The organism is Tsuneonella dongtanensis (assembly GCF_001698205.1).
Classification (GTDB): domain Bacteria; phylum Pseudomonadota; class Alphaproteobacteria; order Sphingomonadales; family Sphingomonadaceae; genus Tsuneonella; species Tsuneonella dongtanensis.
Genome location: NZ_CP016591.1, coordinates 2,040,457 through 2,066,130, shown reverse-complemented (window position 1 = coordinate 2,066,130; position 25,674 = coordinate 2,040,457). Strand labels below are relative to the sequence as shown.

Here is a 25,674-nt window from a genome sequence, read left to right as displayed (position 1 = left end):
GTCCCGAGTTGGTTGCGGTGCGCTAGCTGCGCTTCCCGACTTTTCGAATGATGCTCGTAAAGGCGAAAACGGGTTTAGCGTCGGCGGTGATCATGCCGCGGACGAATATGGTCTTGCCCCCCGCCCGCGTGACTTCGCCGCGCGCCTCCATCCACTGGCCGACGAAGACCCGGTCGAGGAACTCGCTGCCCATCTGCAGGGTGACTGCGTAACTTTCCTGGAGCTCGCGCTCAGCGATAGAGAACAGCGCGAAGTCGGCGAAGGTCATCAGGCACCCGCCGTGCATGAAGCCGCCGCCGTTCATGTGCTTCTGTTCTGCGCGGAAGGCACAAACGATCTCGCCGCTGTCCTCGGTGCGATAGTAGAACGGCCCGGCGCGCGTCTCGAACGCGTCGTGCGGCCAATTCATCCAGCCCGCGAACTCCCCGTCCTCGATCATCCGCGGTCCGCGCGGGGTTTCGGTGACTGCGGGTTCCTCGCTCATGCCTGCAGCGCCTTCACTCCGGGCAGCTCGCGTCCTTCCATCCATTCGAGGAACGCGCCTCCCGCGGTCGAGACATAGGTGAAGTCACCCGCCACGCCGGCGTGATTGAGTGCCGCCACGGTATCGCCGCCGCCAGCGACCGAAGTCAGGCTGCCATCCTGCGTGAGCGCCGCGGCGGTACGGGCCAGCGCCACCGTGGCGTCATCGAACGGCGGCGTCTCGAAGGCGCCGAGCGGCCCGTTCCAGACGAGCGTGCGGCAGGTCTTGAGGACGTCCGCCAGCGCTTCGACAGCGGTCGGTCCGACGTCGAGAATCATCTCGTCCGGCGCCACTTCGTGGACGTTGCAGGTGCGCAAGGAAGGCGGGTTGGCGGCGAATTCCTTCGCGACCACGACGTCATATGGCAGGTGTACCGTGCAGCCGGCGTGGTCGGCCTTGTCCATGATCGCGTTCGCGGTGTCGGCAAGATCGTGCTCGGCCAGCGACTTTCCGACATCCACCCCGCGCGCCGCGAGGAAGGTGTTCGCCATGCCACCGCCGATGATCAGGTGCTGCACCCGCCCGACAAGGTTTTCGAGGACCGCGAGCTTGGTCGAAACCTTGGCCCCGCCCACGACCGCAGCGACCGGCGTTTCGGGGCTCCCGAGCGCGGCGTCTAGAGCCTTGAGCTCTTTCTCCATCGCGCGGCCCGCGTATGCCGGCAGCAGGTGCGCCAGCCCCTCGGTGGTCGCATGGGCGCGGTGGGCGGCGGAAAAGGCGTCGTTGACGTAGAAATCGCCGACCGCCGCGATGCCGCGCGCGAATTCGGGATCGTTCTTCTCCTCGCCCGGCCAGAAGCGGACGTTGTCGAGCAGGCCGATGTCGCCATCACGAAGGATGCCGATCGACTGTTCGACGACAGGGCCCATGACTTCGGGGATGAACATGATCTCGCGGCCGAGCACACGCTCGACATCGCCCATGACCATGCTCGTGCTCATGACCGAACTGCGCTGGCCCTTCGGGCGGCCGAAGTGGGCCAGCAGCAGCACCTTCGCGCCGGCGTCCGCGAGTTCGAGGATCGTCGGCGCGCTCGCCTCGACCCTGGTCACATCGCTAGCCCGCCCTTCGTTCATCGGCAGGTTGAGGTCGACGCGGACGAGCGCGACCTTGCCGCGCACGTCCTTGAGGTCGTCGAGGGTCTTGAACGCCGCCATCAGAGCAACCGCGCCATCACCCCGGCGGTGTCGATCATTCGGTTAGAGAAGCCCCACTCGTTGTCGTACCAGCTGACCACCCGGGCGAGCTTGGATTCGAGAACAGCGGTTTCCAATGAATCGACGGTAGAACTGGCCGGGTAGTGATTGAAATCACTCGAAACCAGCGGCTGATCGGTATAGTCGAGCACACCCTTCATCGAACCTTCGGCCGCTGCCTTCAGGGCCGCGTTGATTTCTTCGGCGGAGGTGTCGCGGCCCGGCACGAAGACGAGATCGACCATCGACACGTTGGGGGTCGGCACGCGGACCGAGCTGCCGTCGAGCTTGCCCTTGAGCTCGGGGAGAACGAGGCCGACTGCTCGCGCGGCGCCGGTGGTCGTCGGGATCATGTTCTGCGCCCCGCCGCGTGCGCGGCGCAGGTCCTTGTGGATCTGGTCGAGCATGCGCTGGTCGTTGGTGTAGCTGTGGATCGTGGTCATGAAACCGCGCTCGATGCCCATCGTGTCGTTGAGCACCTTGGCCACGGGGGCGAGGCAGTTGGTCGTGCAGCTCGCGTTCGAGATGATGTCGTCGTCGGCGGTCAGCGTGTCGTGGTTGACGCCGTAGACGATCGTCTTGCTGACGCCTGTTGCCGGTGCCGAGATCAGCACACGCCTGGCACCCGCGGAAAGGTGCGGCCGCGCGGCTTCGTCCGACTGGAAGAAGCCGGTGCATTCCATGACGAGGTCGATGCCATTGGCGGCGTGCGGCAGGTTACCCGGGTCCTTCTCGGCGGTCACCTTGATGTGCCTGCCGTCGACGACCAGGTCGTTGCCGTCGGTTTCCACCTTGCCGGGGAAGCGCCCGTGGGTGCTGTCGAACCCGAACAGCAACGCGTTCGAGGCGGTATCCGACAGATCGTTGATGCTGACCAGCTCAAGGTCGTGGTCGGACCGCTCGAGAATGGCCCGCGCCACGAGCCGCCCGATGCGCCCGAAACCGTTGATCGCAACCTTGGTCGCCATGTGAAAAGCTCCTGCTAAATGCCCAGTCTGGCTTTGATTTTTGGTACGATGGCTTCGGCAGTGAAGCCAAACTTCGCGAACAGATCTTCCGCCGGCGCGGAAGCGCCGAAACGGTCGAGGCCGATCTGCAGGCCGTTTGCCATCGTGTAGCGTTCCCACCCCATCGTACTGCCTGCCTCGATCGAGACGCGGAGCAGCTGCTCGGGCGGCACGTTGGGCAGAAGGTCGTCCTTGTAGGACTGGTGCTGCGCTTCGAACAGTTCCATGCAAGGCATTGAAATCACGTCCGCACCGATCCCGTCGGCTTCAAGAGCATCGGCGGTGGCGACCGCTACTTCGACCTCGGAACCGGTCGCGATCAGGATGACCTTGCGGTCCGCTTTCGCGGCGCGCAGGCGATAGGCGCCCTTCGCCGAGAGGTTGCCGCCCTCGGTGCGCAGCTGCGGCAGGTTCTGGCGGCTCAGGGCAAGCACGCTCGGGGTATCGGTATCGGCAAGCGCCAGCGCCCAGCACTCCGCGGTCTCGATCGTATCGCACGGCCGGAAGACGTTGAGGTTGGGGACCAGGCGCAGGCTCATCAACTGTTCGACAGGCTGGTGCGTCGGGCCATCTTCGCCGAGGCCGATGCTGTCGTGAGTGAACACGTAGATCGCGCGGGTCTGCTGCAGCGCGCTGAGGCGCACCGCGTTGCGGCAATAGTCGCTGAAGATCAGGAAGGTGCCACCGTAGGGGATCACCCCGCCATGCAGCGCCATGCCGTTCATGGCGCAGGCCATTCCGAACTCGCGGATGCCGTAATAGAGGTAGCGCCCCGAGTAGTCCTGTGCGGTCAGCGGCAGGGTCGCTTTGGTCTTGGTGTTATTCGAGCCGGTGAGGTCGGCCGAACCGCCGATCATCGACGGAATGGCCGCTGTCAGCACCTCGAGCGCCATTTCGCTCGCCTTGCGCGTCGCGACCTTCTTCGGCTCGGCAAGGAGGCCGGCGATGTAATCGTCGAGCGCACCTTCGGGCACCGGAACGACGCCGAGGTCTTTGCCCGACGTCCGCTGCTCCCACTCTGCCCGGGCCTTGGCGCCGCGCTGGCCGGTCTCACGCCAGTCGGAGAGAATCTCAGCCGGTACCTCGAACGGAGCAGCGCTCCAGCCCAGTTCCGCGCGCGCTGCCGCCACCTCGTCCGCGCCCAGTGCCGCGCCGTGAACGCCGCTGGTGCCCTGCTTGTTCGGTGCGCCCTTGCCGATCACCGTGCGGCATTCGACCAGCACCGGCTTGTCGGTCAGCGCGGCCGCTTCGCCCAAGGCGCGGTCGATATCGGCAAAGTCGTGGCCGTCGCAGGCGAGGACATGCCAGCCCGACGCGCGATAGCGCGCGGGAATGTCCTCGCAGGTCGACAGGTCGGTCGATCCGTCGATGGTGATCCTGTTCGAATCCCACAGTACTTTGAGGCGGCCGAGGCCGAGATGGCCGGCAAGCCCGATGGCCTCGTGATTGACGCCTTCCATCAGGCAACCGTCGCCGGCGACCACCCAGGTATCGTGATCGACGACATCGGCGCCATGCGCGGCGTTGAGGTGACGCTCCGCAATCGCCATGCCGACCGCCATCGCAAGGCCCTGCCCCAGCGGCCCGGTGGTGCACTCGACGCCATCGAGCAGGAAATTCTCGGGATGCCCGGCGCAGGGGCTGCCGATCTGGCGGAAATTGGCAATGTCCTGGATCGTCGGCCGCTCGTATCCGGTCAGGTACAGCAGGCTGTAGATCAGCATTGAGCCGTGTCCGGCGGACAGCACGAAGCGGTCGCGGTCGGGCCAGTCGGGCGCTTTCGGATCGAACTTGAGATACTTCGAGAACAGGACCGTCGCGACGTCGGCCATGCCCATCGGCATCCCCGGATGGCCGGAATTGGCCGCCTGCACCGCGTCCATCGAGAGCGCGCGAATGGCGTTGGCCATCGGCGCCAGGCGGGCGGGGTTCAGCGTCATCGCGGCAATGCTCCGTTTTGAGGGCGATTCGGTGCGCGGGGACGCCTTTGCGTGACCGTCACGTGAGGTCAAGGCGAGGCCGGAGATAGTTCCCCGCGCAGGCGCTGAAGGCCAGTTATCAACAGGCCCCGGCAACCCTTTGCGTGGACGCGGGATTGGCGGTAAATCGCATCGTATGTCGGGGGATCGAAGCGAAGCGGCGGTGCAGCGTATCGAGGCCGCGCTTGCGCGCATCGCGCGCGCCGCCGATGCCCCGCCCCATGCGACCGCGCCGGCTCCCGCCGCATCGGCCAATGTGATGGCGCTCATAGAAAAGCACGAGACTTTGCGTGAGACGGTCGCTCAGGCGATCGCCGATCTCGACGCCGTCATCGCGGAGATCGATCAGTGAGCGAAGTCGCTCTCCAGATCGGCGGGCGGACGTACCGCGTGGCCTGTGCGGCCGGCGAGGAAGATCGGGTGACGCGGCTTGGTGCCACGATCAACGACAAGCTCGTGTCGATGGGCAACCCTACGGGTCCCGACGCGCAGAACCTGCTCTTTGCGGCCCTCCTGCTGGCCGACGAGGTCCAGGAGAGCCGCGATGCGACCGCCGGCGCGGACGAGGCAGTCGCGGCAGCCAGGCGCGACGCGGACACGGCGCTCGGCCAGCGCGACCAACTGAAAGCGACGATCGCCAGCCTCGAGGCCGAGCTGGCACGCCTGCAAAGCGCCGCGCAGTCATCCGCGCAGGAAATGGAAGGCGTCTTGTCGCGCCAGACCGAACTGACCGAGGCGATCGCCGATCACGAGGCGGAAGCTGCTAGGCTGCGCGCGGAGATCGCCGACCTCAGGTCCGCTCCGCCCCCTGCCAGTGGGCCGTCATCGGAGGGGAGCGCCGACCTGGCTGCATTGGCCCCGGCGCTCGAACGGTTCGCCGAAATGCTCGAGGAATGCGCCGACAAGCTTGAGAGCCGGGCCGCGAGCGCCTAGATAAGCCGCGGCGGGACTGCCCGGCACGAGCCACATCAAAATCCCCGGGGCTATAAGCAATCCAAGGGAGCTGTCCCTGCCTTGGCGACCGGGTTCGTCCCGGGGACCGAGGTACATGGCTCCCACCTGACGTTGAGGCGTCGGAGGATTTCGGGGCAAACGACCCATGGTGGTTCCGCCACTCCACCCATGGACCTGTGAGGCCGATGACCGTGACGATCGAGAGCAAGGCCGCCCTGAGACGGCGCATGCGTGCCGAGCGGCTCGCTCACGCGGAAGCGCTGCCGAATCAGGTTCGCGCGTTGGTGTTCCACCGCCCGCCGCGGCCGGTGCTGGAAATGGTGCCGGGCGACGGCGCGATCGGGCTCTATCACGCTGTTGTCGGCGAAGCCTTCGCGAGCGGCTACACGAAATTCTTCATCGAACAGGGGCGCACGGTGGCCTTGCCGTGGTTCGCCGACAAAGCGGCGCCCATGCGTTTCCGCGTGCACAGCGATCCGTTTGGCTGCACCGATCTCGAGCAGGGCCCGTTCGGTCCGCAACCTGCCACGGAGGCCGAGGAAGTCGTGCCGTTCGTGGTCTTCGCGCCGCTTGTCGCCTTTGCGCCGGACGGGCGGCGACTCGGTCAGGGCGGTGGGCACTATGACAGGTGGCTGTCGGCGAACCCCCATGCGCTCGCTATCGGGCTGGCCTGGGATATGCAGGAAGTCGCGAACCTGCCGAACGAACCGCACGACCGCCCGTTGGCGGCGATAGTGACCCCGACCCGCGTGATAGGACCCTTCGCATGAGAACAGAGCCCACCTTGCGGATTCCGCTCGGCATACTCGCGCTGCTCGCGGCGCTGGCGGCCTATACCCTCGTCATCGCACGCTATGCGCCGGACCTGATCGGCGACTGGCCGACGCTGGCGCAGGCGCTGGTCTATCTCGTACTCGGGATCGTCTGGCTGCTGCCGCTGCGGCGCTTCATCCTCTGGATGGAGACCGGCCGCTGGGGCTGATTGTCCCAAGTGGCGCGAGTGACGGGGCTCGAACCCGCGACCTCCGGCGTGACAGGCCGGCACTCTAACCAACTGAGCTACACCCGCGCATTCCGGGGCTTGCACCGCTTGGGAGCCGCGCCACTAAGGGGTGTGCTTCGGGCTGTCAACAGCAGTCGAGCGGCCTTTTTGCAGCCCGCGCGCTCCACCGAAAATTAACCATGTCGGGCCATGATCTCCCTGCCCCGGCCGCGGGGTTCAGGGGGATCGAACATCATGCGTTTCTGGCTCGGATTTGCCAGTCTTGTCAGTCTCGGTTCGGGCACTGCCTTTGCCGAAAGCGCGATCGACATCGATCGTTCGGTCTACGTCGAGCGCAGCAGCGAAGGCGTGCGGGCGCTCGAACCGGCACGAACGCTGCGCCCCGGGGACAAGGTCGTTCTCGTCGTCGAATGGCGCGCCGATTCGCCCGAACGCCGCTTCACGGTGCAGAGCGCCGTGCCGCGCACGCTCGCCTTCCAGCGCGCTGGCAGCGACGCGGTCGAGGTGTCGATCGACGGCGGACGCAGCTGGGGCGATCTGGGCACGCTCAAGGCCGGGACCCGGCTCGCCTCGGCCGAAGACGTCACGCACCTGCGGATGAAAGTCGCCGGATCGCCAAGCGGCCGAATGACCTACAGCGCCATCGTGCGCTGACTTTGCTCAGTTGACGAGCAGCAGCGCCGGCGTCTCGATCAGCTTGCGGACTTCCTGGATGAAGCTCGCGGCATCGTAGCCGTCGACCACGCGGTGGTCGCAGCTGATCGATATGTTCATCAGCTTGCGCTTTTCCACCCGCTCGCCGCCCATGCCGTCGGGGACGAACATCGGCCGTTCGACGATCCGGTTGGGGCCGATGATCGCGACCTCGGGGCGGTTGATCACCGGGGTTGTCGCCACCCCGCCCAGCGGACCGAGCGACGTGATGGTAAGGGTCGAGCCGCTGAGTTCGTTCGACTTCGCCGATCCGTCGCGTGCGGCCTCTGCCAGGCGCCGGATCTCGGTCGCGAGTTGCCACAGGTTCTTCGCTTCCGCATCGCGGATTACCGGGACCATCAGGCCGCCGTCCGTCTGGGTCGCCATGCCGAGATGGACCGCGCCGTGGCGCGTTATCACGTTCGCCTCGTCGTCGTAGCGCGCGTTGATCATCGGGAACTGCGGGATCGTCTTGCAAATCGCAGCGATCAGCAGCGGCAGCATGGTGAGTTTCGGCTTGTCGCCGCGCGCCGCGTTGAGCTGTTCGCGCAGGCGCTCGAGCTCGGTGACGTCGCATTCCTCGACATACGTAAAATGCGGGATGTGGCGCTTGGCCGCCGCCATGTTCTCGGCGATCCGGCGGCGCAGGCCGATGACCTTCACCGTCTCGTCGGCGCGGGTAATTCCCGCGGGAGTATGGCCGGTCGGGGCGCCATAGGCGATGAATGCGTCGAGGTCGGCGTGACGGATGCGGCCCTCCTCGCCCGGGCGGACTTCGGACAGATCGATGCCGAGCGCCCTGGCGCGCTCGCGTACGGCGGGGGTGGCGAGGACCTTCGCGGGCGACGACTTCGCTACCGGCGCCGGAGCAGGCTTGGGAGCAGGAGCGGGTTTCGGCTCGGGCGGTGGCGGCGGAGCGGCTTTCGGAGCGGCCTCGATGGCATCGTCTGCATCCGATGCATCAGGCGTTTCGACCTCTATCCGGGTCTCGACCTTCGCGGCCTTGGGCGCAGGCGCCTCCGAAACCGGTTCCGGCGCGGGCGCGCTATCGACTGCACCGCCCTCGGTCTCGATCACCACGAGCATGGAGCCGATGGCGATCACGTCGCCCGCCTCGCCTGCGACTTCGACCACGGTGCCCGAGACCGGGCTTTCCATCTCGACCGTCGCCTTGTCGGTCATCATGTCGGCGATCTGCTGGTCTTCCTCGACCTTGTCGCCCGGCTTGACGTGCATGGCGACGATTTCGGCCTCGGCGATGCCTTCGCCGATGTCGGGGAGATTGAACGTGAAACGGGCCATCGGATCAGGCCTCCAGGATCTTGTCGATGGCCTCGCCGATGCGGACCGGACCTGGGAAATAGGCCCATTCGAGGCTGTGGGGATAGGGGGTGTCGAAGCCGGTCACGCGTTCGATCGGCGCTTCGAGGTGGTAGAAGCAGCGTTCCTGCACGAGCGCCGACAGCTCCGCGCCGAAGCCGCTCGTCCGCGTCGCCTCGTGGACGATCAGGCAGCGGCCGGTCTTTTCGACCGAGGCCTCGATCGCCTCGATGTCGAGCGGCACGAGCGTGCGCAGGTCGATGATCTCGGCATCGACGCCCTTCTCCTTGGCCACCGCAGACACGACGTGGACCATCGTGCCATAGGCAAGGATCGTCAGCGTGTCGCCTTCGCGCACGGTGCGCGCCTTGCCGAGCGGGATCGAGAAATAGCCTTCGGGCACCTTGCTGTCCGGGTGGTTCTTCCACGGCTCGACCGGCTTGTCGTAGTATCCGCTGAACGGTCCGTTGTAGATCCGCTTGGGCTCGAAGAAGATCACCGGATCATTGTCCTCGATGGCGGCAATCAGCAGGCCCTTGGCGTCATACGGCGTCGACGGGATCACGGTCTTCAGGCCCGCGACGTGCGTGAACAGCGATTCGGGGCTCTGGCTGTGGGTCTGCCCGCCGAAGATGCCCCCGCCGAACGGCGAGCGGACGGTGAGCGGGGCGATGAATTCGCCCGCCGAGCGATAGCGCAGCCGCGCCGCCTCGCTGATCAGCTGGTCCATGCCCGGATAGATGTAATCGGCGAACTGGATCTCGGGGACCGGGCGCAAGCCGTATGCACCCATTCCGACGGCCGCACCGATGATCCCGCATTCGGAAATCGGCGTGTCGAAGACGCGGTTCTTCCCGTGCTTTTCCTGCAGGTGCGCGGTCGCGCGGAACACGCCGCCGAAATAGCCCACGTCCTCGCCCATGATGACGACGGTGGGATCGTGGCTGAGCATGATGTCGAGCGCGTCGTTGATCGCCTCGATCATGTTCATGTTGCGCGAAGGCGCGTCGGCGAGGCCGAGCGGGGTGTCGTCCTCCAGATCGGCGGCGGTCAGGCTTGTGGCCACTTGATCTTCCTTTCGCGGATTGCCTGCGCGGCCTGTTCCTCGAGGTGCCAGGGCAGTTCCTCGAACACATCTTCGAACATGGTGTGGAACGGGTGATGCATGCCGTGGCCGAGCACGCCGTTCTTCTCGGCGTCCTTGGTCGCGGCCTTGACCTGCTCGGCACATTCGAGATCGAGCGCTTCCTGCCGTCCCTCGTCCCATTCGCCGAGGTGGATGAGGTGGTTCTTCAGGCGCATGATCGGATCGCCGAGCGGCCATTCACTGCGCTCATGCGCGCTGCGGTACTGGCTCGGGTCGTCGGAGGTCGAATGCCCTTCGGCGCGATAGGTAAAGTGCTCGATCAGCGTGGGACCGGCGTTCGACCGGGCGCGGTCGGCCGCCCACTGGGTCGCGGCATAGACGGCCAGCGCATCGTTTCCGTCGACCCGCAGGCTGGCGATGCCGTAGCCGACACCGCGCGCGGCGAAGGTCGCCCGCTCGCCCCCGGCAAATCCGCTGAAGCTCGAGATGGCCCACTGGTTGTTGATGACGTTGAGGATCACCGGCGCGTTGTAGACCGTCGCGAACAGGCAGGCTGCGTGGAAGTCGCCTTCCGCGGTGCTGCCCTCTCCCACCCAGGTCGCAGCGATCCGGCTGTCGCCGCGCATCGCGCTCGCCATCGCCCAGCCCACCGCCTGCGGCGTCTGCGTGGCGAGGTTGCCGCTGATCGTGAAGAAGCTGTGCGGGCGGCTCGAATACATGATCGGAAGCTGGCGGCCTTTCAGCTTGTCGCCGCGGTTCGAGTAGATCTGGTTGATCATCTCGACCAGCGGATAGCCGCGCGCGATCAGGATGCCCTGCTGGCGATAGCTGGGGAACACCATGTCGTCGCCCGCCAGCGCCATCGCGGCGGCGACGCTGGTCGCCTCCTCGCCGGTGCACTTCATGTAGAAGCTGGTCTTGCCTTGGCGCTGGCCGCGATACATCCGCTCATCGAAGGCGCGGGTCAGCGCCATGGTGCGGAGCATCCGGCGAAGCGTATCGGGATCGAGCTTGGGGTCCCACGGGCCATGCGCGGCGTTATCGTCGCCCAGCACGCGGATCAGGTCGTTGGCGAGCGGCGCGGTGTCGATCGGGGCGCAGCCCTCGTCCGGTCGCGGCTGCGCGCCGGGTTCGCTGATCTCGAGATCGGAGAAATCGACCGCGTCGCCGGGCCGGAACTTGGGTTCGGGCACATGGAAGGCCAGCGCCGGGCGGTTGTGCCCTGCCCGTCCCGTACCGCTCATTTTGTCGGCCATGTCACGCTCTCCCGCGCCAGACGCAATGTTTTACAACTGCGTTATTTTATTTCAAAGCGGGCCATCGAGTCAAGGACGCCTCGTCAAACCGCGACCGGGGCCTTCAGCGCTCCGTGCGGCGTGTAGTCCGCCACCGAAAAATCATCGATCGAATAGTCGAAGATCGTCGGGGGGCGCCGCAGAATCTCAAGCTTCGGATGGCCCTGCGGTTCCCGCTGGAGCTGTTCCTCGATGAGCTCGGCGTGGTTGAGATAGAGGTGCACGTCGCCGCCCATCCACACGAACTCGCCTGGTTCGAGGTCGGCCTGCTGCGCGAGCATCCGCTGGAGCAGCGCCGCCGACCACAGGTTGAAGGGCAAGCCCAGCGCGACATCGCAGCTCCGCTGATAGAGCAGGCCATTAAGCCGCCCGTCCGCGACGTGAAACTGGTAGGTCTTGTGACACGGCGGCAGCGCCATCCGGTCGAGCTCTGCGACGTTCCAGCCTTCGATGATGTGCCGCCGGCTGCCGGGGTTGTTGCGCAACGATTCGACGACCTGCGCAACCTGGTTCACGCCCTCGCCCGCTTCGTAGAGCCCGTCGGGCCGGTAGCGATATGTCGGCCAGTCGACCCACTGCTTGCCATAGACAGGGCCCAGGTCGCCCCAGTTGGCCGCAAACGCCTCGTCGTCACGAATCCGCTCGACGAACGAATCGAGCGGGATGTCGTCACCGGTTTCGCGGACGTACCTGGCGTGCGGCCACTCGTTCCAGATGCCGACCCCCTGCAGCACCAGCGGGCGGATATTGGTTTCGCCGGTCAGGAACCACAGCAGCTCGCGCGTCGCGGTTTTCCAGTAGACCCGCTTTGTCGTGATCAGCGGCATCGCTCCGCCCGCAAGATCGAAGCGCAGCGTCGTCCCGAATACCGATCGGGTGCCGATTCCAGTCCGGTCGATCCGCTCGGACCCTTCGGTCCAGATGCGCCGCATCAGGTCGAGGTACTGGATTTCCGGGTGCTGTGGGGCGGCGAGCATGATCGGTCCCTAGCGCGCGAAAAGCCCGCTTGCCACCCCGCGATCCCCTCCCTATAGGGCCGCCTCTGCCTCGCCCCGGACCAGTTCCGGACGGCGCCGGTCGGGGAGTAGCTCAGCCTGGTAGAGCACTGTCTTCGGGAGGCAGGGGCCGGAGGTTCGAATCCTCTCTCCCCGACCATTTTACCTTGAGAAGGACGCTTCAGGGGTAGCGGGCGTAGATCGTCCGCCCCTTGGCGCCGAATGCGATCACTTCGTACGGTTGCACGCGCCCGTCCATCTCCATGCCCGGCGAGCCGACCGGCATTCCCGCAACCGCAAGCCCGGTTATTCCCGCCGGCCGTTCGCGCAGGAGTCGTTCGATCTCACGCGCGGGAACGTGACCCTCGATCACGTAGCCGTCGATTATGGTGGTATGGCACGACGCGAGATCGGCCGGCACGCCGTACTGCGCCTTCACCGCACCCATCGGAACGTCCTCGCGCATCTGGACTTCGTGCGACAGCCCCTCTCGCGCGTGGGCGGCCCATTCCTTGCAACAGCCGCAGCCGGGATCGCGGAACATGACGTAGGGGGCGGCCTGGGCGGCTCCGGTGCAGGCAGCCAGGAAAGCTATGGCAACCGGCGCGAGTGCGCGCCGCCAGCGATGAAGATGTCCACTCATGCCGTATTCTCGGCCATGACGCGCCGGGAGACAAGAGGGCCTAGCTATCGCGCGCATACCAGCTGTGGGTTTCGCGGACCTGCGAGGCCACCGGCCGTCCGCGCCGGTCGACCGCGGGGCGAAAGCGAAAGCGCTGTTCGATCAGGCGGCAGGTGAGGCTGTCGATCGCCGGATACCCGCTTGGACGATCGGACCGGCATTGCGTGACGCGTCCGTCGGCCTCGACGGTGTAGATCACCCTCACCGAGGCTTCCTCGCCTAGCGCGAGCACGCCTTCCGGCAGGTCTGCAAAGGCCATGCGTCCAGAGATGCGCCTCGGCCCCTTCACCGCCATGCCGTCGCCGGTACCGTCACCGTCGCCGCCTAGGCCGCCTCCCCCAAGTCCGTCGCCTCGCGTTCCCGCACCCTGACCCGGTCCCGGCAGCGGCGCAGCTCCGGTCTGTGGGGCGCTTCCGGTGGCGGCGACAGGTGCGGTGACGACCGGCGGCGGCACGATAAGCGGCACCACCGGAGGCGCGACGATCGCGGTCGCCTCGTTCTTCAGGTTGCGCCTGCCCGCCTCGTCTTTCGGCGCGGCCTTGCGATCCGTCTTGCGTTCGGCGGCCTTCTGTTTGGGCTTGGGAGGCGGCGGGTCGGCGAATTCGACCGACAGCAAGGCCGGCACCGCCTCCGCCGTCCGCGCCGGCCCGAAACCGAAGATCAGCACTGCGAGGATGCCCGCGGTGAGAAGCGCGGATGACGCCGCCGATACTGCACGCGGAGGCTGCGAGACGTACATCGCGCGCGCACTGGCCTCTTCCCAATTGATGGACCCTGAATGCGTCGGTGTCAGCCTCCGCGCAGGAGCTGGACTCCCCAGTCGCGTTCGAACAGGTAGAGCAGGATTCGCGCTGCCTCGCCGCGCTCGCTCGACAGGCCCCCGTCGCGATCCATCAACAGGCGGGCATCCTCGTGGGCGATTGGCAGGAGGCGCTGGATCTGGTCGAGGTCGGCGACGCGGAACGGCGTGTCGCCCGACTGCCGCGTGCCGAGGAGTTCGCCCCCGCCGCGCAGGCGCAGGTCTTCCTCGGCCAGGCGGAAACCGTCCTGCGTCTCGCGCATCAGCGCGAGGCGTTCCTTGCCGGTTTCGCTCAAGGCTTCGCCGCGCAGCAGGAGGCAGACCGACTTCTTGCTGCCCCGCCCCACCCGACCGCGGAGCTGGTGGAGCTGCGCCAACCCGAAGCGTTCGGCCTGTTCGATCACCATCAGGGTCGCGTTGGGCACGTCGACCCCGACCTCGATCACCGTGGTCGCGACGAGCAGCTTCGCATTGCCCGATGCGAAGCGCTCCATCGCGGCGTCCTTGAGCTCGGGCCGAAGCTGGCCGTGGACCAGCACGACGTCGTCCCCGAACCGCTCCCTGAGCGCGGCGTAGCGCGCCTCGGCGGCGGCGATGTCCTCGGTTTCGAGTTCGCGCACCATCGGGCACACCCAGTAGGCCTGCGCGCCAGCCTCGAGTTGCGCGGCGAGCCGGTCGACCACCTCGCCGATCCGCTCCTGGCTGATCACCACGGTATCGATCGCCTGCCGGCCCGGGGGCATTTCGTCGAGGCGGCTCACGTCCATTTCGCCGTACTGCGCCAGCGTCAGCGTGCGCGGGATCGGGGTGGCGGTCATCGCGAGGGTGTGCGGCGTCACGCGGCCCTTCTGCGCCAGCATCAGCCGCTGCGAGACGCCGAAGCGGTGCTGCTCGTCGATGACGATGAGGCCGAGGTTCCGGTAGGCCACGGTGTCCTGGAAGATGGCGTGGGTGCCGACGACGATCGGAATGGATCCGTCGTGGAGCCCCATCAGGATCGCCTCGCGTGCCCGGCCCTTGTCGCGACCAGTCAGGAGCGCGATCTCCACCCCGGTCGGGGCGAGCATCCGGCGCAGCGTCTCGAAATGCTGGCGCGCGAGAATTTCCGTCGGGGCCAGCAGCGCCGCCTGAGCCCCCGCCTCGACCGCGATCAGCATGGCTTCCAGCGCCACCACGGTCTTGCCGCTGCCCACATCGCCCTGCAGCAGCCGCAGCATCGGGGTGTCCTGCGCCAGGTCGCCTTCGATCTCGCCGATGCTGCGCGATTGCGCGCCGGTGAGCGGAAACGGCAGGTCGAGCTTGCCGCGCAGCGCCCCGTCGCCTCGCAGCGGCTGCCCCTTGCGCCGCTTGTTGTCGGCACGCACCAGCATCAGGGCAAGGCTGTTCGCGAGAAGTTCGTCATAGGCGAGCCGGTCGCGCGCCGCCGGATGCTCGCCCTTGTGGGCAAGGCGCAGCGCGTCCGCCCAGGCGGGCCACTTCGCCCGCGCGTACTGGCCCGGCTCGATCCATTCGGGCAGCTCGGGCAGCCGCGCGAGCGCCTGTGCCGCAAGCCCGGCCACCTTGGGCTGGGTCAGCCCCTCGGACAGCGAATAGACCGGCTCGTTGAGTGTGCCGAGCAGCCCCGAACTGTCCTCCGCCACGTGTTCAGGATGCACGATCTGGAGCATCTGGCCGTACTGGTCGAGCCGGCCCGCGACCCACCGCTTCGCGCCTACCGGCAGCAGCTTCTTCGCGGTGTAGCTGGCCTTGCCGAAATAGGTCAGTGCGACGTAGTTGCCCGGCGCGTCGGTCGCCATGACAGTGTAGGGTCCGCGCCCGCTGCGGCTCGAACGATGCTCTGTCACGGTGAGCGGCACGACGATCTGCTCGCCCACGCTTGCCGCGTCGAGATTGTCGATTGGGCGCCGGGTCACGAAGCGGTCGGGCAGGTGATACGCGACGTCGCGCACGCGCGTCAGCCCGAGCTTCTCCAGCGGCTTCTTCAGCTTGGGCCCCACCCCTTCGAGGGTCTCGGCCTCGGCGAACAGGGGATTGAGGATGTCGGGCCGCATGTCCGTCGATTAGCGCGACAGACGGGCGCGCGTCACCCCCGTGCGCGCACCTTCTCCCACGCCGCGCGCACGGCATCGACCGTGATGCGGCCGTCCTCGGGCGTTGTCGCAATCGAGCAGACCGATACGCGCATGACCCACTGTCCGCGCCACTCCGATGGCCCGACGAACGCGATCGCGTCGCGCTGGACCTGCTCTATGGTCGCGAGCGTCAGTGCATCACTGTCGCCGAAGCGGACCATGAACTGGTTGATCTCGGCGGGACATACGAGAGTGGCGCCGTCGATTGCAGCGATCTCGGCAGCCATTTCCCGGGCCACCTCCACGTCCGCTTCGACCATCCCGGCCACGCCCTCGCGGCCGAGCTGCTTGATCATGGCCCACATCGCGAAGCCCCGTGCACGGCGCGAAAGTTCCATGACGTAGGCTGACGGATCGCGCTCCCCGCCGCCGACGCTCGGCAGGTAGCTTGCGGTGATCTCCATCGCACGGCGATGCGCGGCTTCGTCGCGGACGATCGCGAAGCTGCCGTCGTAGGGGGTCTGGAGCCACTTGTGCCCGTCGGTGCCCCAGCTGTCCGCCTGCTCGATTCCCGCGACAAGGTGCTTCAGTTTCGGCGAGGCGGCGGCCCACAGCCCGAAGGCTCCATCGACGTGGAGCCAGGCGCCTGCGGCGCGGCACAGGGGGGCGATCGCATCGAACGGGTCGCTCACCCCGGTGTTGATCTGCCCGGCCTGCGCGATGACGATCGTGGGACCGTGCGCCTTCCCCAAAGCCGCTTCGAGCGCATTGGGCAGCATCCGCCCGAGGTCGTCGGTGGCGATCGTCACGACGCGCTTTGCGCCGAGCCCGAGGTAGCGCAGCCCGGAGAAGACCGTCGCATGGGCATCGGCGCCGATCATCACGGTGATCTCCGGCGCGCCGAACAGGCCGTCGGCCTCGACGTCCCACCCCGCCCGGCGCAGGACTTCTCCGCGCGCGGAGGCAAGGCACACCGTGTTGGCCACGGTCGCGCCGGAAACTATGCCGACCGAGCTTTCGCATGGGAGGCCCAAGAGCTCGAGAATCCATTCCGCGACGACTGCCTCGACCGCGCTCGCGGCAGGGGCCGCTTTCATGTTCGCGCAGTTCTGGCCCCAGGCCGACGTCAGCCAGTCGGCGGCGACGCCGGTCGGGTGCGAGCTGCCGATGACCCAGCCGAAAAAGCGCGGCGCGGTCATCGCCCGGATGCCACCTTCGGCCTTGGCGACGAGTTCGCGAATGATCGCCTCGCCCTCGCCCCCGCGTTCCGGCAACGGTTCGGCAAAACGCGCAAGGCACGCCGCGTAATCGTCCACCGGGGTGGTCTCCGCATCCGCGATCCTCCGCCGATAGGCTTCGGCGGCAGTGGCGGCGACGGAAAGCGGCGTTAGCGGATCGATGGTCATCGGTTGCAAGTCCTGTTGTCGGCGGGCGCCGCGTGCCATAGGCGGCTCGCAATGGACAGCGCTTCCCGAATCCGGCGGTTGAAGTTCCGCGCCTGGCATCGCGGCACGCGCGAGGCCGACTACATGATCGGCGGGTTCTTCGACCGCTACCACGAAAGCTGGGACGACGCTGCGCTCGACTGGTTCGAAGGACTGCTGGAAGAGGACGACGTCGACGTGATGGCCTGGGCACTCGGCACGCAGCCGGTGCCGGATGCGTTCGCCGGCCAGCACATGGCATTGATGCAGCGGCTCGATTACGTCGAGATGCCCTGATCGCACCGTGCCGGAAACGGCTTGCCGTTCGGCGCGTTCGGCTTATCTGACCTCCACCACCACAGCCCGCCCGGAATCACCGGACGGGCCTGCCGCGCGTGCCCAGCTGACAGGATCCCGATGCCCGACCTCCAGAAGATCCTGTCCGCCAAGACGCCGCTGACGCTGTCCTCGATCCCGCGCGGTGCCCAGCCGCTGGTGATGGCGGACCTCGCGCGGGCGTCGAAGGGACGCGCCGTCTTTATCGCGCCCGACGAAGCGGCGATGTCCGGACTTGCCGAGGCCGCGCGATATTTCGCGCCCGAGCTGGAGGTCGTCGAGTTTCCGGCGTGGGACTGCCTGCCCTACGACCGCGCCTCCCCCGCCCTCTCGGTCAGCGCCCGGCGGCTCGCCGCGCTGCACCGTCTCCAGGCCGGCAAGACCGGGTCGCAACTGCTGGTCACCACGATCAACGCGGTCCTCCAGCGCGTACTCACCCCCTTCCGCGTGCGCGAGGCGGTGCGCGAGATCAGGCCGGGGATGGAAATCGCCCGTGAGGCGCTGATCGCGCTGCTCCAGCGCCAGGGCTACAACCGCACCGACACGGTCATCGACCACGGCGAGTTCGCGGTGCGCGGCTCCATCTTCGACCTATTTCCGAGCGGCCTCGAGGCGGGGCTACGGCTCGACTTCTTCGGCGACGAGCTGGAGTCGTTGCGCCTGTTCGATCCCAACACCCAGATGACCACCGGGGTGATCGAGCGCCACCTTCTCATTCCCGCGAGCGAGGCGCTGCTCGACGAAGACACGATCAAGCGTTTCCGCACCCGTTACCGGGAGCGGTTCGGGGCCAACGCGACGCAGGACCCGCTCTACCAGGCAGTCAGCGACGGCCGGCGCCTTGCGGGCATGGAACACTGGCTTCCCCTGTTCGAGGAGCGGATGGCGACGCTGTTCGACCACCTTTCGCCCGACGACCTTCTGGTGATCGACAACGCTGCGCTGGGTGCCGCCGACGAGCGCCTGACGGACGTGGCCGACTACCACCGCCAGCGCGAGGAAGGCACATATCGCCCGCTTCCCGAAGACGCGCTCTACCTGACGCAGGGCGAGCTCGACGCCGCGCTTGCCGAAGGCCCGATCCACCGCGCCTCGATCTTTGCGGAGCCCGAAGGCGCGGGCGTGGTCGATTTCGGTTTCCGCTCGGGGCGCGACTTCGCACCTGAACGGACCCGAGGCGACAACGTCTATGCCGCCGCCGCCGATCATCTGAAGGCGGCGGGCAAGGCGGGCAAGAAGCCCTTGCTCGCGACCTATTCCAAGGGCAGCCGCGCGCGCATCGCGTCGATCATCGGTGAAGCGGGCGCACCGATGGCGCTCGCCGAAACCTGGCAGGAGGCCCTCGGCCTCAGTGCGAAAGGCAAGCCCGTCGCGCTGGTCCTGCCGCTCGAGGCCGGGTTCGCGAACGAGCAGGTGGATCTCCTCACCGAAGCCGACGTGCTCGGCGACCGGCTCGTCCGCCGCAAAAAGAAGCGCAAGAGTGCCGACGCCTTCCTTGCCGAGCTTCAGGCGCTCAATGCGGGCGACCTCGTGGTTCACATCGACCACGGGATTGGCAAGTACCTCGGCCTCGAAGCGATCCCCGTCGGCAAGTCGAAGCACGACTGCGTGATGCTGGAGTACCACGGGGGCGACAAGCTCTACGTGCCCGTAGAGAACCTCGAGGTCCTCAGCCGTTACGGATCGAGCGAGGAAATGGTCGCGCTCGACCGATTGGGCGGCGAGGCGTGGCAGAAGCGCCGCAGCCGCCTCAAGGAACGCATCCGGGAGATCGCCCACGAACTGCTCCGCACGGCGGCCGCCCGCGCGCTGCGCAAGGCTGCGGTCGTCGAGACCGAGGAAGCGAGCTTCAACCAGTTCGTCGATCGCTTCCCGTGGGAGGAGACCGACGACCAGGACCGCGCGATCGAGGAAGTCCTGGAAGATCTCGCCAGCGGCAAGCCGATGGACCGCCTCGTCTGCGGCGACGTCGGCTTCGGGAAGACCGAGGTCGCCCTGCGCGCTGCCTTCGCAACCGCGATGAGCGGGCGCCAGGTCGCGGTCGTCGCGCCGACGACCCTGCTCGCTCGCCAGCACTACGAGAACTTCGCCGCGCGGTTCTCAGGCTTCCCGCTGAAGGTCGGGCGACTCAGCCGCCTCGTCGGCGCGAAGGAAGCGTCGGACACCCGCGACGGCCTCAAGTCTGGCGATATCGACGTGGTGATCGGAACCCACGCGATCCTGTCGAAATCGACCGAGTTCAAGAACCTCGGCCTCGTGATCGTCGACGAGGAGCAGCGCTTCGGCGTGACGCACAAGGAAAAGCTCAAGCAGCTGCGCGCCGACGTCCACGTCCTCACGCTCACCGCCACGCCCATCCCGCGCACGTTGCAGATGGCGATGAGCGGCCTGCGCGAGCTGTCCACCATCCAGACCCCGCCGGTCGACCGCCTCGCGGTGCGGACTTACGTCATGGAATGGGACGATATGGTCATGCGCGAGGCACTGCTGCGCGAGCATCACCGCGGCGGGCAGAGCTTCATCGTCGTGCCGCGTATCGCCGACATGCCCGAGGTCGAGGAGTGGCTGCACAAGCACGTGCCCGAAGTGAAGGCGATCAGTGCCCACGGCCAGATGTCCCCGACCGAGGTCGAAGAGCGGATGAGCGCGTTCTACGAGGGCAAGTACGAGGTGCTGCTTTCGACAACGATCGTCGAGAGTGGGCTCGACATTCCCAGCGCCAACACGATCGTGATCCACCGGGCGGACCGGTTCGGCCTTGCCCAGCTCTACCAGCTGCGCGGCCGCGTGGGCCGGTCGAAGTTGCGCGCCTATGCGTACCTGACGACGCCGGCGGACACCGTGCTGAGCGAAGTGGCGGAAAAGCGCCTCAAGGTTCTGGGCGATCTCGACAGCCTGGGCGCCGGGTTCCAACTCGCCAGCCACGATCTCGACATTCGCGGGGCGGGCAACCTGCTCGGCGACGAGCAGTCGGGTCATATCCGCGAGGTCGGTTTCGAGCTCTACCAGTCGATGCTGGAGGACGCGATCTTGGCCGCCAAGGCAGGCGATGTCGGTCTCGAGCGCGAGGCTGGGCCCAGCCCGCAGATCACAGTCGACGCGCCGATCATGATCCCGGAGGAATACGTCCCCGACCTGGCCGTGCGCATGGGTCTCTATCGCCGCCTCAACGATGCGCGCGACCAGGGCGAAGTGGAGAGCCTCGCCGCCGAGATGATCGATCGCTTCGGGCCCCTGCCCGCCGCGACCGCGAACCTCGTCAAGCTGATCGAGATCAAGCACCAGGCGATCCGCGCGAACATCGCCAAGATCGACGTGGGTGCGCGCGGCACGCTGGTCACGTTCCACAAGGATGATTTCCCCGATCCGGCGGGGCTTATCGCCTGGGTCGAGCGAGTGGGTCCGGACGCGAAATTGCGGCCCGACATGAAACTCGTGCTGGCCCGCGCATGGGGCGACCCGCAGAGCCGCCTCAACGGGTTGTACCAGTTGACCAAGGGTTTGAGCGGGGTCGCGTTGCGGGCACAGGCGAAAAAGAAGGCCGCCTGAGCCTACTGCGGCCGGAATCTGCCTTGGACAGCCAAAAACCTGCCGCGAATCGCCTGCCGATTCGGGGATTCTTAACCGTGATTCGCAAGGGTTTGCGACCGACTTGCTCCAGCCCGAAACACCCGGGCCGGGAATCAAAAAGCCCCGGAATAACCGGGGCTTTTCAACATTTTCGTGCGTTCAGCGTCCGCCGAAGCAGTTCTCGAACCATTCCCAGAACGACATACGACCTCCTGTTTCGCACGGGATGTGCTAACAGGCATGGTTAACAGGTCGTAAACGTTTTGCAAGTGTTAAGCGGCCATCGCGCCGTCCTGCAGCCGTGAAACAAGTGTCTCCATCGTAATCGGACGGTAGTAGAAGTAACCCTGCGCAACATCGCAGCCCATTACCCGAAGCATATCGACCGTCGCCTTGTTTTCGACGCCTTCGGCGACCGCTGTTCGTCCCAGCGAATGAATCATGTCGATCGCGGTGCGAACAAGAGCGCGGTCTTCTGTGGAAGTCTCGATACCTGTTACGAAGCTTCGGTCGATCTTGACCTCGTCGGCCGGGATTTGGCGAAGGTAGTGCAGCGAGGCGTGGCCGATGCCGAAATCATCCACCGACAGGCGCACGCCCAGCTTCTTGAGTTTGGCGAGATTGGCGGTGACCGTGGCATCGTTCTCGATGGGCGCGGTCTCGGTGATTTCGAGCACGAGGTTGGCGACTGGGAAGCGGTTGGCCTGGATGATGCTCTCCAGCCCGATGACGAAGCGCGGGTCGCGCAAGTCCAGCGCGGAAATGTTGACGGCCACCTTGAAGGCGGGATCGATCGCCACGGCCTGACGCGCGTCGCGCATCGCGCGCTCAAGCACGAAGCGCGTGATCATTTCGACGCGGTTGTGTTCCTCGGCGCTCGCGATGACCATCGAGGGGTCGATCGGGCCACGTTCCGGATGCGTCCAGCGCATCAGCGCCTCGGCGCCGACGATCGCCTCGTTAACGAGCGAGACCTTCGGTTGGAAGACGACCTCTACATGATCTGTCGCCAGGGCTTCTTCCAGTTCGGAAAGGATCTGCAGGCGCCAGGCCCGATCGGCGGCCAGCACCGGCTCGCTGATCAGGTAGATTTTATTGAGATGCGCGGCATCCTCGGCACATTGAATGGCGTTCTCGGTCCGCTCGCGCAGCGACCCGTCGTGGATGGTGTCGATCCCGATCGACGATGCGACGTCCGGTTTCTGCGACCCGATGGTGATGCTGGTCCGGAACAGCGCGTGGAGCCCCAGGACGTGATTCTCCAGCTCCGAGATCGGGGCGCGCGGGCGCAGCCACACGAACGTGTCCTTGTCGAACGCGAACTGGTCGTTGCGCTCGGTCGCCCGCAGCATCGCGCGCGCCTTGATGAGCAGTTCGTCGATGTCCTCGGGCGTCAGGTTTGCGCTGATCGTGCCGAAGTTGCGGATCTTGAGCGCGATCACGTCCATTTCGGGCGCCGTACCGCCCGCGTGCAGCGTGTCGATGCGGATCAGGCCGGTCGTCCCGCGATAGGTCGCCTCGGCAAGCCGGTGCAGGCGGAACCAGGCGATGCCGATGATCATCAGCGCAGGCACCACGTCGACATTCACGTTCCGGGCATCCAGCGCGAGCGGGCCGGCGGCGAGAATTGCCACGGTCGACAGCATGATCCTGCGCGACGGGCGTACGCGCGAAACCTGCCACATCACCACCAGCGCAGCGAGGACGAACGCGGGATACCATGACAAGTCCCGCGGGATCCCGTTGCGCAGGGTTTCCGCCCCCAGCACGTGGAGCACCGCTCCGGGCGCCGGGGCACGGTAGGGCACGGGGTGATAATCCTGGGTCACGCGGCTCGACGGGGCGACGACGACGTCGCGCCCCGCGAAGTCCGAACGCCCGGCTCTCCCCTTCAGAACGTCGATGTAGCTGACGATCGGCACAGTCGCGTGGTCGATCGAAAAGTCGACCCGGTACTTGCCCGCAAAGGGTTGTACGCCGGCCAGCGCGACGGAGAGCGACGGATAGATTGCGCCGTGCACGCGCGACTGGCCGGGAAATTTCGTCGACAGTCCGAGGGGGCCTTCCAGACCATAGAGCGACACGACGCTCGCGTGCGGCCGGAAATAGGGGTGGGGGACAATCGAAACCGTGCGACCGTCGACTTGACGAAAGTCGGCCATCGCGCCGAGATAAACATGGGGCTTGTGCCGATCGAGTGCGTCGCGGAATTGCCGATCCTCGCTCTCGACAGTCAGGTCGGCGTATGCTCGGTCGAAGAACACGCGCCGGGCGCCCAGCTCGAACAATCGGTCGAGGAAGCGGGCATCGTCGCTGCGGAGGGGGTCATTGACGCTGAGTTCGTTGAGCGACCGATCGTCGACCGTCACGACGACGACGCTCTGGTCCGCCGCATGCATGCGCACCGCCGACCTTATCGCGCGCGCGGTGTCCTCGATCGGCAAAGGCAGGTCGAAAAAGCCGGCGATAAGACCGATGAGTATCGCCCACGCGGCGATCTTCCTTCGCGACAGTCCCGGACGATCGCCCGAAAGCCGCTTGCCATCCGACGCGCGCGACCACGGCCACCGCGGCTGCGGCACAGCCACGCTGTCCATTGGGGCGGTCATGTCAGGCATTGCGCACCAGCAGCATTAGATCTTCCCGACGTCGAAGTTTTCGAAACATCGCTATCGGACCAAATCGAAAAGAAATCGTAACCCTGATTGCCGGTTAACGCGGAGAATTGGCGCGGTTACGGGCATTTGCGGGCGGCGCGATGGTTAACGCGTTCAGGGTTCCGCCGGGCCTGTTCGACAACGCCAGCAGGGTCGAGTGACCTCGACTCTTGTCGACAGGCACTATCCCCAGCCAACAACGTTTTCGAGGCAATTGATGCATTTGCGGTTGCAGCGGCGCGTTCTCGAAGAAGCGGCCCGCGGGATGCCGCTCGACCCGTCCCCACCTTCGGGATGCGAGAATGGCCCGCGAAAAGTCTTATCCCCCGCCAGGCGAACCTTTCTCACGAGGGTTTATTTGAAGTTACCGCAGCCGACACAAAAAAGTTCGTCGCCGCTGTCCGGAAGAGCACCCGGGGCCTCGACCCGCCCCCTTCCCACCGACGTCGGGCGGCTTTATTGGGCATGGGCGCCCGGGCCGGTCCGATAACCGCCAGGGTGCGAGCGGCGCGAAGCCATCCGTAAGCAATCCACTGCCTGGCAGGTGTCCCATCAATCTCGAGCGGCCGACAATCAGCGAAGCGCCTCCGACCGACCTTTCGCGGCTTCCTCAGATCGTCGTGGGTCCGCTGACCATCAACCCGCCCATGAGGACCATAGCGGCCGATGGAAAAGAGGTTCTGCTCGAACCGCGGGTCATGCAGGTCCTCGTCGCCTTTGCGCGAAATCCGGGCCAGGTCCTCTCACGCGACAACCTAATCGCCCTGTGCTGGGACGGTCGTATCGTTGGTGACGACGCGATCAACCGGGCCATCTCGCTCTTGCGCCAGGGGCTGGCGGAAGTGGTCGGTGAAGCGGTCCGCCTCGAGACGATCAAGAAGGTCGGCTTTCGCCTCGTGACGGACGAACCGGCGCTGTCGCCGGGCGGCAGTGTCGAGACGCTGGGCCTTTCCCGCAGGATCGCGATCCTCGGCGGGGCCGGTGGGGTTCTAGCGCTCGGCAGCGTCGCGGCCTGGTTCAATCGGGAAGCGATACTCGGATCGCCCCGCGACCCGCGAGTGGTCGCGCTTGCCGAACGGGCCCACCTCATCCAGCTCACCGGCGAACCCGGGACGAGCGAGCAGGCGGTCGCGTTCTACAAGCAGGCCGTGTCCATCGACCCCGACGACGCGGATTCGTGGGGCGCGCTCGCGCTGGCCCACCTCCTGACCTTTTCGGGCTTCAGCAACCGCGACCGGACGTCCGTACGCGAGCAGATGATCAGCGCCGCGCGTCGCAGCCTCGCCCTCGATCCCGACCAGCCCGACGCGGACGCAGCCCTGTCGTTCTCCGAACCGGCATTCGGCAACTATGCCCGCTTCGACGCGGCGACGACCGGTTTGCTCGATCGTCACCCGGACTATTGGTACGCCCATGCCCGACGCGCGATGTTCCTGCGTGACGTCGGCCGCCTGCGGGATTCGCGCCAATTCGCGCAGCGATCGATCGAGATAGATCCGATGTTGCCGATCGGTTGGGGCAACGTGGCCATCGGCCATGCCATGTCGGGAGACCTGCTGCAGGCCGATGCCACGTTCGAGGAAGCCACGAGGCGGTGGCCCGCACACGGCTATCTCTGGAACCAGCGGTTCGCTCTCCTGCTGGAGCTCGGCCGCTACGACGAGGCGATCGCCCTCGCCCGCGACCCGCGCGCCCGGCCGGATTACATTCCCGCCGAAGTCGGTGAGCAACGCGCCGCACTGGCGCTGGCGATCCAGAAGGGCGATCAGGCCGCCCTCGCTAATGCGCGGATGCGGATAACCGCCGAGATCACGCGCGACCTCATCTCCGCCCAGCGCCATGCGCCGACGCTTGTCGCGATGGGTTTCGCCGACGACGCATTCGACAGCCTGTCACGTCTGTTCGCCGTGGCGGCGCAATCGAAGACGATCGCCCTGCAAGTCGCGACAGTATTCCTTTTCCGGCCAGCCTTCGCACCCCTGCGCAACGACAGCCGTTACCAGGCTCTGCTAAAAGCAAGCGGGCTGGAGAAATACTGGCGCCTGTCGGGCAGCCAGCCCGACTTTCGCCGCAGCTGACTGC

General features: G+C 66.5%; 21 protein-coding genes, 2 tRNA genes and 1 other RNA gene. 10 read left to right on the top strand and 14 right to left on the bottom strand.

Going from position 1 to position 25,674, the window contains the following annotated elements; genetic code table 11:
• Positions 1-22: 22 nt before the first annotated feature.
• Genes A6F68_RS10080 through tkt form a run of 4 tightly spaced genes read right to left on the bottom strand, consistent with a single transcriptional unit; the run spans position 23 to position 4,666 of the window.
• Positions 23-484: a PaaI family thioesterase gene (locus A6F68_RS10080; RefSeq protein WP_067679401.1), complete on the bottom strand. Its 462-nt coding sequence runs from the start codon at positions 482-484 to the stop codon at positions 23-25.
• Positions 481-1,680, bottom strand: a complete 1,200-nt coding sequence (locus A6F68_RS10075; protein WP_067679398.1) for a phosphoglycerate kinase — start codon at positions 1,678-1,680, stop codon at positions 481-483. The genes A6F68_RS10080 and A6F68_RS10075 overlap by 4 nt, the downstream gene beginning before the upstream one ends.
• A complete protein-coding gene (gene gap / locus A6F68_RS10070; RefSeq protein ID WP_067679395.1) occupies positions 1,680-2,687 on the bottom strand; it encodes a type I glyceraldehyde-3-phosphate dehydrogenase in 1,008 nt (335 codons plus the stop codon). The genes A6F68_RS10075 and gap overlap by 1 nt, the downstream gene beginning before the upstream one ends.
• A gap of 14 nt (positions 2,688-2,701) precedes the next feature.
• Positions 2,702-4,666 (bottom strand): transketolase, encoded by a 1,965-nt coding sequence (gene tkt, locus A6F68_RS10065; RefSeq protein ID WP_067679392.1) that lies wholly within the window; start codon positions 4,664-4,666, stop codon positions 2,702-2,704.
• Between the two features lie 175 nt (positions 4,667-4,841).
• On the opposite strand from tkt, the gene A6F68_RS10060 reads away from it, so the two are divergent.
• From A6F68_RS10060 to A6F68_RS10040, 5 genes are all read left to right on the top strand, one after another.
• Positions 4,842-5,057, top strand: coding sequence for a hypothetical protein (locus A6F68_RS10060; protein ID WP_067679389.1), 216 nt, complete (start codon positions 4,842-4,844; stop codon positions 5,055-5,057).
• On the top strand, positions 5,054-5,638 hold the full coding sequence (zapA, locus tag A6F68_RS10055) for a cell division protein ZapA (protein ID WP_067679386.1): 585 nt from the start codon (positions 5,054-5,056) through the stop codon (positions 5,636-5,638). The genes A6F68_RS10060 and zapA overlap by 4 nt, the downstream gene beginning before the upstream one ends.
• A 10-nt stretch (positions 5,639-5,648) precedes the next feature.
• Positions 5,649-5,818: non-coding RNA, 6S RNA (ssrS, locus tag A6F68_RS10050), on the top strand.
• Between the two features lie 26 nt (positions 5,819-5,844).
• On the top strand, positions 5,845-6,429 hold the full coding sequence (locus A6F68_RS10045; protein ID WP_067679382.1) for a 5-formyltetrahydrofolate cyclo-ligase: 585 nt from the start codon (positions 5,845-5,847) through the stop codon (positions 6,427-6,429).
• A complete protein-coding gene (locus A6F68_RS10040) occupies positions 6,426-6,641 on the top strand; it encodes a DUF2842 domain-containing protein (RefSeq protein ID WP_067679380.1) in 216 nt (71 codons plus the stop codon). Before A6F68_RS10045 ends, A6F68_RS10040 begins: the two co-directional genes overlap by 4 nt.
• A 10-nt stretch (positions 6,642-6,651) precedes the next feature.
• Here the strand turns inward: A6F68_RS10040 and A6F68_RS10035 are convergent.
• Positions 6,652-6,728: transfer RNA gene (locus A6F68_RS10035), tRNA-Asp, on the bottom strand.
• A gap of 168 nt (positions 6,729-6,896) precedes the next feature.
• Here A6F68_RS10035 and A6F68_RS10030 point away from each other — a divergent pair.
• Positions 6,897-7,316: a hypothetical protein gene (locus tag A6F68_RS10030; protein WP_067679378.1), complete on the top strand. Its 420-nt coding sequence runs from the start codon at positions 6,897-6,899 to the stop codon at positions 7,314-7,316.
• Between the two features lie 6 nt (positions 7,317-7,322).
• Here the strand turns inward: A6F68_RS10030 and A6F68_RS10025 are convergent, their stop codons facing one another.
• The 4 genes from A6F68_RS10025 to thyA form a co-directional block, all read right to left on the bottom strand.
• The gene (locus tag A6F68_RS10025) at positions 7,323-8,657 is read right to left on the bottom strand and encodes a dihydrolipoamide acetyltransferase family protein (RefSeq protein ID WP_067679376.1); all 1,335 of its coding nucleotides are present in this window, start codon (positions 8,655-8,657) and stop codon (positions 7,323-7,325) included.
• Between the two features lie 4 nt (positions 8,658-8,661).
• The gene (locus A6F68_RS10020) at positions 8,662-9,666 is read right to left on the bottom strand and encodes an alpha-ketoacid dehydrogenase subunit beta (RefSeq protein ID WP_198152720.1); all 1,005 of its coding nucleotides are present in this window, start codon (positions 9,664-9,666) and stop codon (positions 8,662-8,664) included.
• 59 nt (positions 9,667-9,725) lie between these two features.
• The gene (locus A6F68_RS10015; protein WP_067679374.1) at positions 9,726-11,018 is read right to left on the bottom strand and encodes a 3-methyl-2-oxobutanoate dehydrogenase (2-methylpropanoyl-transferring) subunit alpha; all 1,293 of its coding nucleotides are present in this window, start codon (positions 11,016-11,018) and stop codon (positions 9,726-9,728) included.
• An 83-nt stretch (positions 11,019-11,101) separates the two neighbouring features.
• Positions 11,102-12,034, bottom strand: a complete 933-nt coding sequence (gene thyA, locus A6F68_RS10010) for a thymidylate synthase (RefSeq protein ID WP_067679371.1) — start codon at positions 12,032-12,034, stop codon at positions 11,102-11,104.
• A 101-nt stretch (positions 12,035-12,135) separates the two neighbouring features.
• Between thyA and A6F68_RS10005 the strand changes: the two genes are divergently transcribed.
• Positions 12,136-12,212: transfer RNA gene (locus A6F68_RS10005), tRNA-Pro, on the top strand.
• Positions 12,213-12,233: 21 nt separating this feature from the next.
• Here A6F68_RS10005 and A6F68_RS10000 read toward each other — a convergent pair.
• Genes A6F68_RS10000 through A6F68_RS09985 form a run of 4 tightly spaced genes read right to left on the bottom strand, consistent with a single transcriptional unit; the run spans position 12,234 to position 17,011 of the window.
• The gene (locus A6F68_RS10000; protein WP_067679368.1) at positions 12,234-12,695 is read right to left on the bottom strand and encodes a DUF411 domain-containing protein; all 462 of its coding nucleotides are present in this window, start codon (positions 12,693-12,695) and stop codon (positions 12,234-12,236) included.
• 40 nt (positions 12,696-12,735) lie between these two features.
• Positions 12,736-13,473, bottom strand: coding sequence for an energy transducer TonB (locus A6F68_RS09995; protein ID WP_067679365.1), 738 nt, complete (start codon positions 13,471-13,473; stop codon positions 12,736-12,738).
• Positions 13,474-13,523: 50 nt separating this feature from the next.
• Complete coding sequence (recG, locus tag A6F68_RS09990; RefSeq protein WP_067679362.1) at positions 13,524-15,584, bottom strand: ATP-dependent DNA helicase RecG; 2,061 nt, start codon at positions 15,582-15,584, stop codon at positions 13,524-13,526.
• A 32-nt stretch (positions 15,585-15,616) separates the two neighbouring features.
• Positions 15,617-17,011, bottom strand: a complete 1,395-nt coding sequence (locus tag A6F68_RS09985) for a pyridoxal phosphate-dependent decarboxylase family protein (protein WP_067679359.1) — start codon at positions 17,009-17,011, stop codon at positions 15,617-15,619.
• A 51-nt stretch (positions 17,012-17,062) separates the two neighbouring features.
• Between A6F68_RS09985 and A6F68_RS09980 the strand changes: the two genes are divergently transcribed.
• Positions 17,063-17,326: an FAD assembly factor SdhE gene (locus tag A6F68_RS09980; protein ID WP_067679356.1), complete on the top strand. Its 264-nt coding sequence runs from the start codon at positions 17,063-17,065 to the stop codon at positions 17,324-17,326.
• A gap of 120 nt (positions 17,327-17,446) precedes the next feature.
• Positions 17,447-20,914 (top strand): transcription-repair coupling factor, encoded by a 3,468-nt coding sequence (gene mfd, locus A6F68_RS09975; protein ID WP_067679353.1) that lies wholly within the window; start codon positions 17,447-17,449, stop codon positions 20,912-20,914.
• Between the two features lie 293 nt (positions 20,915-21,207).
• Here mfd and A6F68_RS09970 read toward each other — a convergent pair whose 3' ends face one another.
• On the bottom strand, positions 21,208-23,553 hold the full coding sequence (locus A6F68_RS09970) for an EAL domain-containing protein (protein WP_084001790.1): 2,346 nt from the start codon (positions 23,551-23,553) through the stop codon (positions 21,208-21,210).
• A gap of 686 nt (positions 23,554-24,239) precedes the next feature.
• On the opposite strand from A6F68_RS09970, the gene A6F68_RS09965 reads away from it, so the two are divergent.
• Positions 24,240-25,670, top strand: a complete 1,431-nt coding sequence (locus A6F68_RS09965; protein WP_157096708.1) for a winged helix-turn-helix domain-containing protein — start codon at positions 24,240-24,242, stop codon at positions 25,668-25,670.
• The last annotated feature ends 4 nt before the right edge of the window (positions 25,671-25,674 follow it).

Excerpts from the sequence above, each read along its gene's own strand:
- A6F68_RS10075 (WP_067679398.1), bottom strand. The coding sequence starts at position 1,680 with ATGGCGGCGTTCAAGACCCTCGACGACCTCAAGGACGTGCGCGGCAAG.
- A6F68_RS09965 (WP_157096708.1), top strand. The coding sequence starts at position 24,240 with ATGAGGACCATAGCGGCCGATGGAAAAGAGGTTCTGCTCGAACCGCGG.
- tkt (WP_067679392.1), bottom strand. The coding sequence starts at position 4,666 with ATGACGCTGAACCCCGCCCGCCTGGCGCCGATGGCCAACGCCATTCGC.
- thyA (WP_067679371.1), bottom strand. The coding sequence starts at position 12,034 with ATGCTCGCCGCCCCACAGCACCCGGAAATCCAGTACCTCGACCTGATG.
- gap (WP_067679395.1), bottom strand. The coding sequence starts at position 2,687 with ATGGCGACCAAGGTTGCGATCAACGGTTTCGGGCGCATCGGGCGGCTC.
- A6F68_RS10060 (WP_067679389.1), top strand. The coding sequence starts at position 4,842 with ATGTCGGGGGATCGAAGCGAAGCGGCGGTGCAGCGTATCGAGGCCGCG.
- mfd (WP_067679353.1), top strand. The coding sequence starts at position 17,447 with ATGCCCGACCTCCAGAAGATCCTGTCCGCCAAGACGCCGCTGACGCTG.
- A6F68_RS10025 (WP_067679376.1), bottom strand. The coding sequence starts at position 8,657 with ATGGCCCGTTTCACGTTCAATCTCCCCGACATCGGCGAAGGCATCGCC.
- A6F68_RS09995 (WP_067679365.1), bottom strand. The coding sequence starts at position 13,473 with ATGTACGTCTCGCAGCCTCCGCGTGCAGTATCGGCGGCGTCATCCGCG.
- A6F68_RS10080 (WP_067679401.1), bottom strand. The coding sequence starts at position 484 with ATGAGCGAGGAACCCGCAGTCACCGAAACCCCGCGCGGACCGCGGATG.
- A6F68_RS10045 (WP_067679382.1), top strand. The coding sequence starts at position 5,845 with ATGACCGTGACGATCGAGAGCAAGGCCGCCCTGAGACGGCGCATGCGT.
- A6F68_RS10030 (WP_067679378.1), top strand. The coding sequence starts at position 6,897 with ATGCGTTTCTGGCTCGGATTTGCCAGTCTTGTCAGTCTCGGTTCGGGC.
- A6F68_RS09985 (WP_067679359.1), bottom strand. The coding sequence starts at position 17,011 with ATGACCATCGATCCGCTAACGCCGCTTTCCGTCGCCGCCACTGCCGCC.
- A6F68_RS10015 (WP_067679374.1), bottom strand. The coding sequence starts at position 11,018 with ATGGCCGACAAAATGAGCGGTACGGGACGGGCAGGGCACAACCGCCCG.
- A6F68_RS09970 (WP_084001790.1), bottom strand. The coding sequence starts at position 23,553 with ATGCCTGACATGACCGCCCCAATGGACAGCGTGGCTGTGCCGCAGCCG.
- A6F68_RS10020 (WP_198152720.1), bottom strand. The coding sequence starts at position 9,666 with ATGAACATGATCGAGGCGATCAACGACGCGCTCGACATCATGCTCAGC.
- A6F68_RS09980 (WP_067679356.1), top strand. The coding sequence starts at position 17,063 with ATGGACAGCGCTTCCCGAATCCGGCGGTTGAAGTTCCGCGCCTGGCAT.
- A6F68_RS10000 (WP_067679368.1), bottom strand. The coding sequence starts at position 12,695 with ATGAGTGGACATCTTCATCGCTGGCGGCGCGCACTCGCGCCGGTTGCC.
- A6F68_RS10040 (WP_067679380.1), top strand. The coding sequence starts at position 6,426 with ATGAGAACAGAGCCCACCTTGCGGATTCCGCTCGGCATACTCGCGCTG.
- recG (WP_067679362.1), bottom strand. The coding sequence starts at position 15,584 with ATGCGGCCCGACATCCTCAATCCCCTGTTCGCCGAGGCCGAGACCCTC.